Raw genomic sequence first — 15,255 nt, 5'->3', positions numbered from 1 at the left:
AATGGGCGGATTTATTTAATCGTCCCCTGGTGCTTCTATTGAAGTTGCTTCGCAGGCCTGCCTCGCGCTCGACGAGATATTCGCAATCCAGTGATTTTTTCAATCTCATCTGTGAATCGGGGATTACCTGTCAATTGTCCACGTTGAAGGGCTCCTCTGATCAGCTGTAACTCTGTAGACGGAATCGTCTGTTCCATAAATGAGGTATAGCAAGCAAGGCGTTCGTTGTGAGTTTCACCGAGTTCGGTAAAACAAAGATCTTCATCCAGCCAATGATTTTCAGCCGTTTCGTTGAGGCGTAGGTGCAAACTCGACCAAGGGTAATCCTGTGCACGCTGAACCATTTGCGCTCGCACAGGATTCAGCTCGATGTAGCGACTACAAGCCAGCAGATAAGTGTCGGTTTGTACCACGCTGGATTTGTATCGGCTCTCCCACAAGGTACCGGAGCGTCCTTCCAGCTTGTTTCGATAGCGCGTCATGCGGCCTGCCAAGCCTTTCATCAATTGTCCGAGACTCGCAACGGAGTTTCCTGGTGCGAGTAGTAGATGGACATGATTGGTCATCAAGCAGAAGGCATAGACTTTGACGTCGTATAGCGTTTTGAGCTCTCGCAGATCTTCGAGATAGCGCTGGTAGTCGCCAGGCTCGGCGAACACCACCTGTTTGTTGTGGCCTCGTTGCACAACATGATGCGGATAATTGGGTAACACAACACGTCCCATTCTGGGCATATAGCCTCCTACGTCCTTGTAGTGATGGGTGAAGCATAGCAGCAGACAATCGATTTAATAAATCTGTCCCCTTTGTTTCTGCAAGAGTGGCTGGCGATCATCAACCAGTACGGCGGCGACATCAAAGAAACCTACGGCGTGCCGGTTGAAGAGATTGTTGAAGGCATCAAGTACGGCGTGCGTAAGGTCAACATTGATACTGACCTGCGTCTGGCTTCGACGGGTGCGATGCGTCGTTTGATGGCGACCAATCCTAGCGAGTTTGATCCGCGTAAGTTCTTTGGTGCGACTGTGACTGCGATGCGGGATGTTTGTATTGCTCGTTATGAGGCTTTCGGTACTGCGGGTAATGCTTCGAAGATCAAGCCGATCTCGTTGGAAGCGATGTATCAGCGGTATTTGAAGGGTGAGTTGAACGCTAAGGTTAACTAAGCCTTAGTGTTTGAATAGCGTTAATAAAAAACCCGCCGAGAGGCGGGTTTTTTGGTGGGATAAATAAAACTGTCGCCTTTAGCGCGGTTTGCGGCTTGGACCTCCACCAGGCTCTCTTGACCCATGGAACTGGTCCATGCCTCCTTTGGAAGACATTACAGGGTAGCTCGACTTTATAGTGCTATGGTTAACATTCTTAACGCTTCCATCAGCAATCTTGATACTAAGAGTGCCTAGCTGCTTCTCAATGGATACTATCTCTCCCTGTAACGTTGTGCCATTCTCGAGTTCGAAGTTGACTAATTCCTTGGGGCTAAATTCAGATATTTCTTTAATGGTCATTTTAAGTATTCCATTACAAGTTAATGAGGCTGGTAGCGGAAAGAAGACAGAATTATTTCCACTGTTCCACTGTTCCACTGTTCCACTGTTCCACTGTTCCACTTTTTCCTGTTGCGTGGAGAAGGATAGGTGGTGAGTCTTGTTTAGGTACCTGTAATAGTTGACAGTTTTTAATACTTTTTTGCGATAGTGAAAGTAGCTAACTGGAAGAAGAGAAAGAAAGGGGGGCGGGTTTAATCGCCCCCTCTTCAAAGGATTACCCGTCAATAATTAAAAGGTAATTAAAAGGGGGCACCCATTAGCTGGTCTCAAATCAAGGCTAATGAGTGTCACCTTTGTTTCGCTTTGTTTTCCGCAATAGGATATGTCTGGTGCTATTTGTTATTTCGAAATTGTATGAAAACTGTAATTTCTTACAGGTGATCCGCAGGCTGTTTTTGCCATATCTTTCATATGCCGTATCCGAGGGGCAAGCGATGTGGGTAAACCCATGCGGTTGCTCTACTGATTTACAATTATGGAGATTTATATAATGTTGAATGGAACATACGAAGGCGTGATGGTGACACCAAAGCTGTTTTGAAGATCACAGACTCCGATGCTAGTCGCGATATTATAAATGTCGGAATATATGAGTATGGGGGGAGAGTCTATGACGTTAGGGGTAATTTTTATTATATGAGTCAGCCAAACACGAAGGTTGTTATTAATCTGACGTTGGCATCTCGTGATGGCTCTCCGGATTTTGAGATGAAGTTAATGTCCCCCGATAAATCTTATTCACTGCTGCAAGGTACTGTGTCGTATTTTGGCGACGGTGCCGCCGTATTTAGTGCAAGTCTTGGTAAGACAGCATAAGAAGGAAGATCAAAGAGGGCGCCCATTAGCCGATATTGGTCAAGGCTATGGGTGTCCTCTTTGTACGTTATTTATTAGTCGGCTTATTACAAAGCAACCACTGATGCGGTCTTTTTAAGATGCAAAATATAGTTTCTTGGGTGATCGATAAGTCAATTAAAAAACGTTGGTGGATTAATATGTGTGCGTCTTTGGATGACAAAATCAGTTTATCCTTCTTCACCTTTTTTGGAATAGGCTACATTGAGGTTGTGTATTTCAAACCATTCTGAAAAGTTTTTTCCAATTTCATCGCTTGTGCGAAGCGCAAAATTATATTGCTTTCCGGGTAGGCCAGAAGCCGTCAAAACGAAATCACCATTTCTAGTAAAAACTCTTGCGTATTCTCCTCCCTCTCCAGCCGCATGTAGATACACATGTTTTTGTCGTTCCGTGCGTCCTGAAAATGTAAATACGCCATCGGAAAAATTACCTGTGTAACTCATATCTATTGTAATGGTCATGATTTGCGTTCCCTGCGATGATTTACGATGATAACGAGAAAGAATTATTCCTGCTCAGCCTGTTTGTCGTGCTTTCGTCGATGAGGTTAGGATGTTTGGTGTAATCGGTCACCTGTAAGAGTTGACAGTTTTTTATATTTTTTTGTTATAGGCAAACAAACGTGCACTTTGAATGCAAAGAATACGAACGAAAAAAACCCGCATAATGCGGGTTTTTATTGCCTGAAAATCGGCTACTTGGCTTTAGATGTATCAAACCCACGTTGTTCAATCACCCCGAACACATCGGCAATGTCCTGCACCATGATCCGGGCGATGTTGGTGACGGTGTTGATGTCGTTCTCGGCGTAGTCCGGCAGGCTGGTGCAGGCCATCAGATTCAAATACTTGAGAACGGCGTTGAGGCGTTCGCTCACGCAGTTGTGGAGTTCGCGTAGAGGTGCGTCGCTGTCGATGAGTAGGACGGGGTAGTCGGTGGCGAGTTGGGACATGGGCGTGAAACGGCGTGTCGGGTTGTTCATTGTCATAAGTAAGGCTCCTCGAATCTAAAAGAAGAGCTACTGCCGTTCGCTGCGAAACGAATTGGGTGGTAGCTGTGTGCGGGTTCGCAGACCGAGGATACGAGGAACCCGGCAGACCCGAAGGTCTCCCACACACAGCCACCATAAAAAAGGAGGACGAGTGCTGAGGCGCCCGTCTTTTCGAGGCGCTAGGTTACTACACGTATCGTTAGGGCTGCGAAACCCTATCGCCAACGGTGTCAGCGACAGGCCAATTTTAGGCAGCAATTCCGGCTCCCGCAACCGACCTGTAGGACGCCTGTCCTGGCCTTTTATTTAGGTGGCGTGGTTTTGGTTTACGGCGTCACCGCAATAAAACAGTGCGCTGTGGGGAGTCATCAGAAATTGATGGCAGGATTTTGAGATGCTTCGCCGTCCAGCGGGAGCAAGCTCCTTCGCCACGGTCAGAGGCGTCCTACGAGTTTTTCAGATGCTTAGATGATTGGTTTGTAGCAGCTGTCGAGCTTGCGAGGCTGCGTTCGGCTGCGGAGCAGTCGTAAATCATGCGACGTATTCATACAGGTATATATAGATTGCCGGACTTGCGAGGACTTTGTCCTCGGACGCAGCCTCGCGTTGCTCGGCAGCTGCTACATGGGCAGAGGTGTTTGTTGGAGGGTTGGGACGCGGAGCGTCCCGGGATGCAGTACCACGCGTGGGAAGGATCAGAGCGCTACTTATCGTGATCAATATCCAGCTTGCTGAACGTCACTTTCCCGCCTTCGCTGGTGTACCCGGTGTGGTCTTGCACATAAACCCCGGCCTTGAAGTACAACGGCTTGTCGCGCCAGGTCGCGCTGATGTCGGTGTCCCACTGATAACCTGCCGCACTGATGCCCAGCGCTCCGCCCGGGCTCAGGTGAATGAGGTAGGAAAACTCGCGATCAAGTTTCACCCCGGTCGCAATCGTGATGACCCGACCTTCGCCGTCATCCGGGCGCATCCGCACTTTGGCGACGATGTTGCCCGACTGCGTACTGGTCTTGTACTGATACTCGAGTTTCACCATGGGTTTCTGGCTTTCATAGGCGTGGATCTGGCCGATGACGATTTTGCCTGAACTCGGAACCTGGTTGACCGCGAGGGTGGCGCGCAGGGAGTTGTCGGCGTCCGGGTAGAGCCAGTTCTTCAGGGTGCCATTGCTGTAAGTTTCGCGAAGTTCGGTGCGGGGGTACTTTGCGTTTGCGGTTTTGGAACCGGTCACCGGGGACCAGAAAAACAGGGTGCCGGTGTCGGAGTGGAAGTATTGATCCTTGAAGCCGTTCACCAGTTTTGGCGTGTCAACGGTGTACGGCGGATTGCCGACAGGAACGCTGAGGTTCCAGGTTGCGAGATCGATCATAGACAAAAGCTTCCACGAATTTTTACTGCACGCGCGTGCCAGAAGCTCTGGCTCGCGCCTTGGGGACAATCCTTATAAGCGCAGAAGTTCAATTTGTTAATGCGCAAATGACAAACGGATGACGTCAAAATCCTGTTAAAAGGCCATCTTTCCCGGTTTCAGCGGGCTGTAGAAGCGACCGTTAGTCGGTAAATGTACGTGATGGTTAAATGATGGCTCACTGATAGCTTCTGCTTTTGCGGATCCCGGTCTAGAGTGAAGTCTCAGTATTTGTCCGGTTTTCACGAGAAACCGGCCTGACGCCCCGAATATGAGAAGCAGCATGGAATGCGCGCAACCCACGCCAGCTGAAGGCAGCTCGATCCTTTTAATCGTCGATGATTACCCTGAAAACCTGATCAGCATGCGCGCGTTGCTCCAGCGCCAGGATTGGCAGGTCATTACCGCGGCTTCCGGTTTTGAAGCCCTCAGTCTTTTACTCGAACACGATGTCGACCTGGTGCTGCTGGATGTGCAGATGCCGGGCATGGACGGTTTTGAAGTCGCGCGCTTGATGCGCGGCAGTCAGCGAACCCGCCTCACACCGATTATTTTCCTCACCGCCAACGAACAGTCCCAGGACGCCGTGATCAAGGGCTACGCCAGTGGTGCCGTGGATTACCTGTTCAAGCCGTTCGACCCGCAAATTCTCAAGCCCAAGGTTCAGGCGTTGCTTGAGCATCAGCGCAATCGCCGTGCGTTGCAGCGCCTGAGCCACGATCTGGAGGTCGCTCGCGCGTTTAATGCCTCGGTGCTGGACAACGCCGCCGAAGGCATCCTGGTGGTGGGTGAGGACGGTCTGATCCGCTTTGCCAACCCGGCGATGTCGCGGCTGCTCAATGCCACCGTGCAAGACCTGCAAGGCAGGGAATTTCTGGATTTCCTGCAAAAGCCGCATTTCCCGGTCTGGGCGGACTCCGATTTTTATACCGGTTACAGACGCGGCGAAACCCTGCGCCTGCACGACGCGCTGTTGCGAACGGCGCCCGGCCAACAAGTGCCGGTGGCGCTGTCGTGCGCGCCATTGCCCAGCGAACAGCATGCGATGGTGGTGACGGTGCTGGACATGTCGGTGGTGCGCCATCTGCATCAGCAACTGGAATTCCAGGCAGTGACCGATCCGCTGACCGGGCTGCTCAACCGCCGCGGCTTTTATCAGACGGTTGAAAATCTGCTGTTGCGCGGCGAACGCTCCGATGGCGCCTGGGTGTTGCTGTACCTGGACCTCGACGGCTTCAAACGCGTCAACGACTCCCTCGGTCACGATGCCGGCGACCGGGTGCTGCGCTGGGTGTCCGAGCAATTGAAAGCCTGTCTGCGGCCCTTCGACATTCTGGCGCGCATGGGCGGCGACGAGTTCACGGCGCTGCTGGATCTGGAATTTCCCGAGCAAGCGGCGAAGATTGCCGAGAAGCTCATTGAACGGGTGTCGATCTGTCAGCAGATTGATGGCCTGGACATCGCGTTGGGCGCCAGCATCGGCATCGCTGCTTACCCGGATTGCGGTGCGAATCTCGACGGGTTGCTACGTGCGTCGGACATTGCGATGTACGAAGCCAAACGCGCCGGCCGGCAGCAATACCGTTTTTACGATCACGACATGAATGGCCGGGCGCGCTCACGGCTGATGCTCGAAGAGAGCGTGCGCACGGCCATTGAAAACCGTGATTTCACCCTCGTGTATCAGCCGCAAGTGGCGATCAGCAGCGGGCAGATTCGTGGCTTTGAAGCGCTGCTGCGCTGGCAGCATCCGAGCGTCGGCGACGTCCCGCCGGGGCTGTTTTTGCCATTGCTGGAAGAGGCGCGGCTGATCAGTCGTCTGGGCAGCTGGATTTACCACCGCGGCGCCGGCCAGCGTAAAGCCTGGGAAACCTTGTTTGCTGAAGATCTGGTGCTGGGCGTCAGCTTGAGCAGCACTCAATTTGGCATGCCCAACCTGGTCACGGAATTGCGCCAGGTGCTGGAACGTCACGGCCTGCAACCGCGTTATCTGGAAGTCGAAGTGACGGAAGAAGCGTTGATGCAAAACCCCGAGGAAACCCGCAAGACACTGCGCTTGCTGCGCAATCTCGGGGTGCGGGTGGCGCTGGATGACTTCGGCTCCGGGCCGTGTTCGTTGGCACATCTGCGCGATCTGGAATTGGATACGCTAAAGCTTGATCGGCATTTGATCGCCCGGTTGCCGGCGTCCGAACGGGATGCGGCGCTGGTGCGCAATGTGATCGACCTGTGCAAGCAATACGGGATGCTGGTGATTGCCGAAGGGGTGGAAACCGTTGCGCAATATGAATGGCTGCAAGCCAATGGTTGCCAGTATGTGCAAGGTTTTCTGGTGGGCCGGCCGATGATGGCCGAGGACGCCGGTGACTTTGTCGCGCCGTTTGACTGGAGCGCGCTGACCCGCTGAATTCGCTACACTGGCGACCTTTTCGTGATTCGTGTTGCCGCCTCCAATGACCGCGTTGAAATACCTCCAGGCCTATCCCGCAGCGTTGCAAGACCAGGTGCGCCAGCTGATCGCCGAAGGTCGGCTGGGCGACTACCTGAGCAAACGCTACCCGGAAAAGCATGCCGTGCAGAGCGACAAGGCGCTGTACACCTTTGCCTTGGACCTCAAGCAGGAATACCTGCGCAACGCGCCGGCCATCGACAAAGTGCTGTTCGACAACCGCCTCGACCTGACCCATCGCGCCCTTGGCCTGCACACGACGATCTCGCGGGTGCAGGGTGGCAAGCTCAAGGCCAAGAAGGAAATCCGCGTGGCCTCGTTGTTCAAGGAAGCGCCCTCCGACTTTCTGAAAATGATCGTGGTGCATGAGCTGGCGCACTTTAAAGAGTCGGATCACAACAAGGCTTTCTACAAGCTCTGCGAACACATGTTGCCGGGGTATCACCAGGTGGAGTTTGATCTGCGGGTGTACCTGACGTGGCGGGATATGCAATAAAAAGAACAAGGAGTGCACAGGTGGATGTGAGCAAGACCAAGAGCAGTTTCTACCGCCGTTTGTACGTGGCGTACCTGATCGACAGCGGGCTGGCGATCAGCGTCCCGGCGCTCACCGAAGTGACCGGCATGCCCCGGCGCACGGCGCAGGACACGATTGCAGCGTTGGCGGATCTGGACATTATTTGCGAGTTCGAGCAGGAAGAGGGCGCGCGCAACCATGCGGGGCGTTATCGGATTCGCGAGTGGGGGGCGATTGATCGCGGGTGGATCGAACGGAATCTGCGGCAGATTAAAGCGGTGTTGGAATATCCGTAAGATTTTCGGTGTTGCGGCTGAAGTCTTCGCGGGCAAGCCTCGCTCCTACAGATCACTCGAATCCTGTAGGAGCGAGGCTTGCCCGCGAATAGGCCCTTAAGTACGACGCATCCCGATATGCGGAATGTCATCCTCAAGGTATTCCTCACCCGTCACAACAAACCCGTACCGCCCGTAATACCCCTGCAAATGCGCCTGGGCCGAGAGATAGATCGGCATTTGCGGCCAATGCTTCTCGGCCTGCTTCAACGCCTGCGCCATCAACTCATGCCCAAGCCCTGTGCCACGCGCTCCGGGTGCAATAATCACCCGCCCAATCACCACGTCGCCGCCCTGTAGCTCAGGATCGAGCAAGCGCAGATAGGCCACCAGTCGATCCCCGTCCCACGCCATTAAATGGCAAGTGTCACCTTCCAGGTCCTGGCCATCGACATCCTGATAAGCGCATCTCTGTTCGACGACGAACACCTGTGCACGTAACTGCAGAATGGCGTACAGCTGCTCTTTCCCAAGATCGCTGTGGTGTTTGCAGACCCAATCGATTGTCATCTTCACTTTCCTTGAGCAACGTCGTTCCGATACTAAGCGCCCCGGCGAAATATGTCTTTATGGCGAAGAAATCTGTGACAAAGGCCAAAATGCCACCATTCATTTCGCGCGGCGCTGTCTTCTTTGTGTAATCTTCGATGAAGCGCTGTGCAGTGGCTCCAATGAGCTAATGTTGAGTACCTGAGTGTCGGTACATGGGTCTTGGAGTTTTGGCAGAAAAATACGCCGGGCAGCCCGCCCGCTAAGGATTTTCTAGCATGCCGCGATTGCATCGAGCGTTTGCTTTGATTGGATTGCTGTTGCTGACACAGAGCGCGGCAGCGGAAAAGCTGCGTCTGGTCGCCGACGCCTGGCCACCCTTTACCGACGCCACGCTGGTCAACGGAGGCTTGGCCACTGACATCGTCAGCACCGCGCTGGCCCGGGCCGGTTATGCCAGTGATTTCGAACAGGTGCCTTGGGCGCGAGCGTTGCTCGGGGTGGGCGAAGGCCGTTACGACGTGCTGGTCAACGCCTGGTACACCGATGAACGGACCAAACTGGGCCAGTTCTCTGGTGAGTATCTGCTCAACCGCGTGCGCTTTCTCAAGCGTAAGGACGCGCCGATCGAATTCAACAATCTGCAGCAACTGCACACTTATCCGATTGCAGTGGTGCGTGGTTATGCCTACTCACCGGCTTTCGACGATGACGTGTCGCTGCAAAAGGTCCCTGTGCATAACTTCGCCATGGCCGTGCGCATGGTCGCGGCGGACCGGGTCAAGTTGACGTTGGAAGACGAATACGTCGCCCGTTATTACCTGGCTCGGGAATCATCCAAGGTGCGCAATGCCGTGGAGTTCCTGCCCAAGGCGTTGAGCGAGAACAGCCTGCATATCTTGGTTAGCCTGAAGAATCCGCAACACAAGCAAATCGTCGCCAATTTCGATCGCGAGATTGCCGAGATGAAGGCTGATGGGAGCTATGAGCGGTTGATGAAGCAGCATGGGATGTGAGGATTGGTTTTTGTGGTGAGGCTGATGGCCTCTTCGCGGGCAAGCCTCGCTCCTACAGGACTTACGCGATCTCTGTAGGAGCGAGGCTTGCCCGCGAAGAGGCCCGCCCAGCCACCACAGATCTCAGGCCTCGCTGGTGTCCTTGATGAGATGCGCCGCCAACGTCCGCAACGGCCCCAACTGCCGGCAAATCAACGCCAACTGCGTCTGCACCAACCGCTGCCCTTCATCGATCTCATCCGGCATCTGCTCAAGCGTATTGGCCAGCGCCTCTTCCTCATCGCTCTGAATCGCAATCGGCTGTTTGCTCGCCAAGCCTTGGGCTATTTCATCGATGCTGGCCGCCAGGCTCACGCCCGCGCCGTCGATCAAGTGCTCGCGCACATCCGGCGGTAGTTGGGTTTCACGGTGCGCACCCAATCCCGACAAGTAGCTGAGCAGCGTGTGCGACAGCACCAGGAAGCGAAACCCGACATCCGCTTCCTTACGGAAATGCCCCGGTTCCATGAGCATGTTGGCCAGCGTCGTCGACAGTGCCGCGTCAGCGTTGTGCGCGTTGCGTCGGGCCAGGCGATACGCCAGGTCGTCGCTTTTGCCGGCGGCGTATTGCTGCATGATCTGGCGCAGGTAAATGCTGTTGCAGGTCAGGGTGTTCGCCAGCACTTTGTTCAGGCGTCGGCCCTGCCAGTCCGGCAGGAACAGGAACACCGCGAGCCCGGCGATCAGGCTGCCGAGCAAGGTATCGAACAGTCGCGGCAGGAACAGCCCGTAACCATCCCCGACCTGATTGAAGCAGAACAGCACCATCAGGGTGATCGCGGCGGTGGCCAAGGTGTAGCGGGTGGTGCGGTTGATAAAGAACACCACCCCGGCGGCGATCGCGAAGCACGACTGGACCAGCGGATTGGGGAACAGGTCGAACAGTGCCCAGGCCACCGTCAGGCCAATTGCGGTGCCGATGATCCTCTGCCCCAGTTTGCGGCGCGTGGCGCCGTAGTTCGGCTGGCAGACAAACAGGGTGGTGAGGATGATCCAGTAACCCTGCGACGGGTGAATCAAATGCACCATGCCGTAGCCGATGCTCAGCGCCAGGGGCAGACGCAGTGCATGACGGAACAGCAGCGACGTCGGCGTCAGCTGCGTGCGCAGGCGAATCCACACATCCTTGAGGCTGCGTGGCGAGCGGTCGAGCAGGCTGCTGTCGGTGGCGTCGGCCAGGGCATCGGGGTTGCTGGCGTCGCTGAGCAAGCGGTCGAGGGTGCCGAGGTTGGCCGCCAGTGCCCGCAAAGAACGCAGCAAGCCGCGCCAGGCCGGGTTGCTCTGGGTGCGCAGGTGTTCGATGGAGGCGTGCAGGTCGTTCAACGCTTCGGCGAAGCTGGCGTCATAGATGAACGGCTGACGCATCTGGATCGACTCGGCCAGCGCCCGGCAGGCTTTGCCTTGTTGACGCAGCAGGCGCTGACAGCGGAACAGCACGTCGCTGTGGAAAAACGCCTCGGCCAGCGCGTTGTAAGGGTAGTGCGAAGAGCTGGCGCGCTCGTGGATGTCTTGAGCGAGGAAATACAGCTTGAGGTAACGGCTGACTTTCGAGCCCGGTCGACCGTTGCCGACCCGGTGCAGGATGATTTCCTTGGCGGCGTTGAGTGCCGCCACCACCCGACCATTTTGCTGGGCCAGTTCCAGTCGGCGCGCTTCGACGTCCATCTGCCGGATCGGTTCGAACAGCGACGCTTTGAGTTTCAGGTAAAAACCCAATTCACGGAACAACCGCGCCAGGCTCTGCTGCACCGGCTGGTTGGAAAACATCGCCTGCCACAGCACCGAGAGCAAACCGTACCAGGTCGCTCCCGCCACCAGCAGCACCGGTTCGTGCCAGAAGTCAGTGACCGCACCACCGCGCTGGTCCACGCCGATCATGGTGTAGACCGACAGGATCAACGTCGCCGAGGCTATCGCGCCATAGCGTTCGCCCAATGCGCCGAGCATGGTCAGGCAGAAAGCGGCCAGGGCGAAGGCGATGATGAAAAAGACGGGATAAGGGAACAGCAGTTCGACCGATAGCGCGGCGACCAGAAAACACACCAGCGTCACGGCCAGCGCGTTGAGGCGACCCTGCCAACTGTCGTCGGTCTCGGCCAGGGCGCTGGCGATAATCCCCAGGAACAACGGGATCAGCAGCCCCATTTCATCCTGATACCAACAGACGGCCATGCTGCCGGTCAGGGCGATGAACACCCGCACGCTGTAGCTGAATTTATCCAGCGCCCAGAGACGGCGCAGAGACTGACGAAATGAGGTCGATGACATGAAGTGCGAAGGCCTTCCGAGGCAATGCCGCTAAATTGAGCCAGTAATGACGCCGACGCAATGGCGCCGATCACATCTGACAGCAAAATCTGTTCCTTAAAGATCAACACATCACCCATGTGGGAGCGGGCTTGCTCGCGAAGGGGCCAGCACATTCAACATTGATGTTGCCTGTCAGGCCGCTATCGCGAGCAGGCTCACTCCTACACTGGAAGTGTGCCAATCACTATTTTTGGGGCCAGTCAAAAAACCTGTGGGAGCGAGCTTGCTCGCGATGAGGCCGACACATGCAACATCGATGTTGCCTGTTAGGACGCCTTCGCGGGCAAGCCGGATCGCCGCACCGCTCGCTCCTACAAGTTTTGCGTCATTTCAAAATTGGCGTATGACCTGTAGGAGCGAGCGGTGCGGCGATCCGACTTGCCCGCGAAGAACGATGACGAGGTATATCAGACGAATTGCGCGGCGGCGTAGCCGGAGGCCCAGGCCCACTGGAAGTTAAAGCCGCCCAAATGTCCGGTCACGTCGAGCACTTCGCCGATGAAGTACAAGCCGGGGCTTTTCAGCGATTCCATGGTCTTGGACGACACCTCGTTGGTATCCACGCCACCCAGCGTCACTTCGGCGGTGCGGTAGCCTTCGGTGCCGGCAGGAACCACTTTCCAGCTCGCCAGTTTTTCGGCGATGTCGGCGATTTCCGCGTGGGTGTACTGCTTCATCGGTTTGGAGACGAACCAGTTGTCCGCCAGCAGGCTGGCCATCTTCTTGGTGAAAATTTCACCGAGCAGGGTTTTCAACTCGCTGTTCGGACGCTCGGCTTGCTGCTGTTGCAGCCAGGTCGGCACGTCGTGGTCCGGCATCAGGTTGATCTCAACCGTGTCGCCGGATTCCCAGAACGAGGAAATCTGCAAAATCGCCGGCCCGCTGAGGCCGCGATGGGTGAACAGGATGTTCTCGCGAAAGCTCTGGTCGTTGCAGCTCACCAGACAGTCCACCGACGTGCCGGACAGCTCGGTGCAAAGCTCCTTGAGCTGATCGGTGATGGTGAACGGCACCAGGCCGGCGCGGGTCGGCAGCAAGTCATGGCCGAATTGCTTGGCGACCTGATAACCGAAACCGGTGGCGCCCAGGGTCGGGATCGACAGGCCGCCCGTGGCGATCACCAAGGATTCACAGGTCAGTTGACCGAGCGTGGTGTCCAGCAGATAACCGCTTTCGAGCTTCTCGATGGTCTGGATCGAGGTGTCCAGGTGCAGGCTCACGCCAACCTGATCGCACTCATTGAGCAGCATCTCAAGGATGTCGCTGGATTTGTTATCGCAGAACAACTGGCCGAGTTTCTTCTCGTGGTACGGCACGCCGTGCTTGGCGACCATGCCGATGAAATCCCACTGGGTGTAGCGCGCCAGTGCGGATTTGCAGAAGTGTTCGTTCTGCGAGAGGAAGTTGCCGGGTTCGGTGTACATGTTGGTGAAGTTGCAGCGGCCACCGCCCGACATCAGGATTTTCTTGCCGGCCTTGTTCGCATGGTCGAGCAACATCACTTTGCGCCCACGCCCGGCGGCAGTCAGCGCACACATCAACCCTGCGGCGCCAGCGCCAATGATCACGACTTCGGTAGAGCGCAAAACGGTGTCCTCACACAGATCTAGAGCTAACCCGGATCCTGTAGGAGCGAGCGGTGCGGCGATCCGACTTGCCCGCGAAGAACGATAACGCGGTGACTCAGATGCACCGAATTTTCGTTCTTCGCGGGCAAGCCTCGCTCCTACAGGGGGCGGTGGTGTTTTTACAGGATGCGAACGCGCAGCGAGCGGCCTTTGATCTTGCCGTCGTTCAGGCGCTGCAAGGCTTGCTTGGCGATCCCTCGTTCCACGGCCACATACGCCTGGAAATCGAAAATCGCGATCTTGCCGACCTGCGCGCCCGGAATGCCGGCATCGCCCGTCAGTGCGCCGAGGATGTCGCCCGGACGCACCTTGTCTTTACGGCCTGCGCCGATGACCAGTGTGCTCATCAACGGCAGCAGAGGACCGCCGCCCTGGGATTTGAGGTTGTCCAGCTGATCCCAGCTCAACGGCGAATTCTGCAGTAGCTCGATAGCCTGGGCGCGGTGCGCTTCGGACGGCGCAACGAGGCTGATCGCGATGCCTTTCTCGCCCGCACGACCGGTACGGCCGACACGGTGAATGTGGATTTCCGAATCACGGGCCAGCTCGACGTTGATCACCATGTCCAGTGCATCAATGTCCAGACCGCGCGCGGCGACGTCGGTGGCAACCAGTACCGAAGTACTGCGGTTGGCGAACATGGCCAGCACCTGGTCACGGTCACGCTGTTCCAGATCGCCATGCAGGCCGACGGCGGAGATGCCTTTGGCGGTCAGGTGATCGACGGTTTCCTGAACCTGCTGCTTGGTGAAGCAGAAGGCGACGCAGGATGCCGGACGATGATGCGCGAGGACTTTGACCACCGCGTCCATGCGCTCTTCCGGGGAAATTTCGTAGAAACGCTGCTCGATCTGCGTGTCGTCATGGAACGCCTCGGCCTTCACGATCTGAGGGTTGCGCATGAACTTCGCGGCCAACTGCTTGATGCCCGTCGGGTACGTGGCGGAGAACAGCAGGGTCTGGCGACGCTCCGGGCACTGGGCGATGATTTCTTCGATGGAATCGTAGAAACCCATGTCGAGCATGCGGTCGGCTTCGTCGAGGATCAGCGTGTTCAGGCCATGGAGCACCAGCGAACCTTTGCGCAAATGCTGCTGAAGGCGGCCCGGGGTGCCGACGATGATGTGCGCGCCGTGTTCCAGCGAGCCGATCTGTGGGCCGAAGGACACGCCGCCGCACAGGGTCAGGATCTTGATGTTGTCTGCGGCGCGGGCCAGACGACGGAGTTCCTTCGCGACCTGGTCAGCCAACTCACGCGTCGGGCAAATGACCAGCGCCTGGCAACCGAAGAAGCGCGGATTGATCGGGTTCAACAGGCCGATACCGAAGGCGGCGGTCTTGCCGCTGCCGGTCTTGGCCTGGGCGATCAGGTCCATCCCCTTGAGGATCACCGGCAAGCTTTGCGCCTGGATCGGCGTCATCTGGGCATAACCGAGGGAGTCGAGGTTAGCCAGCATGGCGGCGGACAGCGGCAAAGTATTAAAAGCGGTGGCGATGGTGGTCACGGGACTGGCCTGCAAAACAAAATGTCGCGCAGTGTATCAGTCCCGCGCTCTCCACCTGCAACTTCTGGACGAGTAACCCTGTAGCAGCTGCCGAGGCACGAGGCTGCGTTGGGCTGCGAAGCGGCCCCCGAGGACCCCGGGCGGTCCTGCGGACACG

12 protein-coding genes and 1 pseudogene are annotated in these 15,255 nt (G+C 56.3%); 5 read left to right on the top strand and 8 right to left on the bottom strand.

Features of this window, described 5'->3' with window-relative positions:
* Nucleotides 1-35 precede the first annotated feature (35 nt).
* Entirely contained in the window at nucleotides 36-734 is a 699-nt protein-coding gene (locus tag ACYZTY_RS26440) for a transposase (RefSeq protein ID WP_461956084.1), read from the bottom strand.
* 81 nt (nucleotides 735-815) lie between these two features.
* Between ACYZTY_RS26440 and ACYZTY_RS26435 the strand changes: the two are divergent.
* Nucleotides 816-1,166: pseudogene (locus tag ACYZTY_RS26435) on the top strand (class II fructose-bisphosphate aldolase); the annotation flags it as partial.
* Nucleotides 1,167-2,575: 1,409 nt separating this feature from the next.
* Here the strand turns inward: ACYZTY_RS26435 and ACYZTY_RS26430 are convergent.
* From ACYZTY_RS26430 to ACYZTY_RS26420, 3 genes are all read right to left on the bottom strand, one after another.
* Nucleotides 2,576-2,869, bottom strand: a complete 294-nt coding sequence (locus ACYZTY_RS26430; protein ID WP_461956083.1) for a hypothetical protein — start codon at nucleotides 2,867-2,869, stop codon at nucleotides 2,576-2,578.
* Between the two features lie 233 nt (nucleotides 2,870-3,102).
* Complete coding sequence (locus ACYZTY_RS26425; RefSeq protein WP_461956082.1) at nucleotides 3,103-3,396, bottom strand: fructose-bisphosphate aldolase; 294 nt, start codon at nucleotides 3,394-3,396, stop codon at nucleotides 3,103-3,105.
* Nucleotides 3,397-4,102: 706 nt separating this feature from the next.
* A complete protein-coding gene (locus tag ACYZTY_RS26420) occupies nucleotides 4,103-4,771 on the bottom strand; it encodes a polysaccharide lyase family 7 protein (RefSeq protein ID WP_461956081.1) in 669 nt (222 codons plus the stop codon).
* Between the two features lie 322 nt (nucleotides 4,772-5,093).
* Here ACYZTY_RS26420 and ACYZTY_RS26415 point away from each other — a divergent pair, with 322 nt between their 5' ends.
* The 3 genes from ACYZTY_RS26415 to ACYZTY_RS26405 are packed head-to-tail and all read left to right on the top strand — an operon-like array spanning nucleotide 5,094 to nucleotide 8,072.
* A complete protein-coding gene (locus tag ACYZTY_RS26415) occupies nucleotides 5,094-7,217 on the top strand; it encodes a putative bifunctional diguanylate cyclase/phosphodiesterase (protein WP_461956080.1) in 2,124 nt (707 codons plus the stop codon).
* Between the two features lie 46 nt (nucleotides 7,218-7,263).
* A complete protein-coding gene (locus ACYZTY_RS26410) occupies nucleotides 7,264-7,755 on the top strand; it encodes a M48 metallopeptidase family protein (RefSeq protein WP_461956079.1) in 492 nt (163 codons plus the stop codon).
* A gap of 20 nt (nucleotides 7,756-7,775) precedes the next feature.
* Nucleotides 7,776-8,072, top strand: a complete 297-nt coding sequence (locus ACYZTY_RS26405; protein ID WP_461956078.1) for a winged helix-turn-helix domain-containing protein — start codon at nucleotides 7,776-7,778, stop codon at nucleotides 8,070-8,072.
* A gap of 96 nt (nucleotides 8,073-8,168) precedes the next feature.
* Here ACYZTY_RS26405 and ACYZTY_RS26400 read toward each other — a convergent pair whose 3' ends face one another.
* On the bottom strand, nucleotides 8,169-8,621 hold the full coding sequence (locus ACYZTY_RS26400) for a GNAT family N-acetyltransferase (protein WP_461956077.1): 453 nt from the start codon (nucleotides 8,619-8,621) through the stop codon (nucleotides 8,169-8,171).
* Nucleotides 8,622-8,878: 257 nt separating this feature from the next.
* On the opposite strand from ACYZTY_RS26400, the gene ACYZTY_RS26395 reads away from it, so the two are divergent.
* Nucleotides 8,879-9,616 carry a substrate-binding periplasmic protein gene (locus ACYZTY_RS26395; protein ID WP_461956076.1) on the top strand — a complete coding sequence of 246 codons (738 nt, stop codon included), beginning with the start codon at nucleotides 8,879-8,881 and terminating at the stop codon, nucleotides 9,614-9,616.
* 123 nt (nucleotides 9,617-9,739) lie between these two features.
* On the opposite strand, the gene yccS is transcribed toward ACYZTY_RS26395, so the two are convergent.
* From yccS to dbpA, 3 genes are all read right to left on the bottom strand, one after another.
* Nucleotides 9,740-11,923 carry a YccS family putative transporter gene (yccS, locus tag ACYZTY_RS26390; protein WP_461956075.1) on the bottom strand — a complete coding sequence of 728 codons (2,184 nt, stop codon included), beginning with the start codon at nucleotides 11,921-11,923 and terminating at the stop codon, nucleotides 9,740-9,742.
* A gap of 449 nt (nucleotides 11,924-12,372) precedes the next feature.
* Nucleotides 12,373-13,551: a BaiN/RdsA family NAD(P)/FAD-dependent oxidoreductase gene (locus ACYZTY_RS26385; RefSeq protein WP_461956074.1), complete on the bottom strand. Its 1,179-nt coding sequence runs from the start codon at nucleotides 13,549-13,551 to the stop codon at nucleotides 12,373-12,375.
* Nucleotides 13,552-13,712: 161 nt separating this feature from the next.
* On the bottom strand, nucleotides 13,713-15,050 hold the full coding sequence (dbpA, locus tag ACYZTY_RS26380; RefSeq protein WP_461959402.1) for an ATP-dependent RNA helicase DbpA: 1,338 nt from the start codon (nucleotides 15,048-15,050) through the stop codon (nucleotides 13,713-13,715).
* Between the last annotated feature and the right edge of the window lie 205 nt (nucleotides 15,051-15,255).

This window comes from Pseudomonas sp. LB1P83, from assembly GCF_054897885.1.
The sequence above is the reverse complement of the archived record's forward strand: the minus strand, read 5'-3'. Positions and strand labels throughout refer to the sequence as shown.

Excerpts from the sequence above, each read along its gene's own strand:
- ACYZTY_RS26440 (WP_461956084.1), bottom strand. The coding sequence starts at position 734 with ATGCCCAGAATGGGACGTGTTGTGTTACCCAATTATCCGCATCATGTT.
- ACYZTY_RS26430 (WP_461956083.1), bottom strand. The coding sequence starts at position 2,869 with ATGACCATTACAATAGATATGAGTTACACAGGTAATTTTTCCGATGGC.
- ACYZTY_RS26425 (WP_461956082.1), bottom strand. The coding sequence starts at position 3,396 with ATGACAATGAACAACCCGACACGCCGTTTCACGCCCATGTCCCAACTC.
- ACYZTY_RS26420 (WP_461956081.1), bottom strand. The coding sequence starts at position 4,771 with ATGATCGATCTCGCAACCTGGAACCTCAGCGTTCCTGTCGGCAATCCG.
- ACYZTY_RS26415 (WP_461956080.1), top strand. The coding sequence starts at position 5,094 with ATGGAATGCGCGCAACCCACGCCAGCTGAAGGCAGCTCGATCCTTTTA.
- ACYZTY_RS26410 (WP_461956079.1), top strand. The coding sequence starts at position 7,264 with ATGACCGCGTTGAAATACCTCCAGGCCTATCCCGCAGCGTTGCAAGAC.
- ACYZTY_RS26400 (WP_461956077.1), bottom strand. The coding sequence starts at position 8,621 with ATGACAATCGATTGGGTCTGCAAACACCACAGCGATCTTGGGAAAGAG.
- ACYZTY_RS26395 (WP_461956076.1), top strand. The coding sequence starts at position 8,879 with ATGCCGCGATTGCATCGAGCGTTTGCTTTGATTGGATTGCTGTTGCTG.
- yccS (WP_461956075.1), bottom strand. The coding sequence starts at position 11,923 with ATGTCATCGACCTCATTTCGTCAGTCTCTGCGCCGTCTCTGGGCGCTG.
- dbpA (WP_461959402.1), bottom strand. The coding sequence starts at position 15,050 with ATGCTGGCTAACCTCGACTCCCTCGGTTATGCCCAGATGACGCCGATC.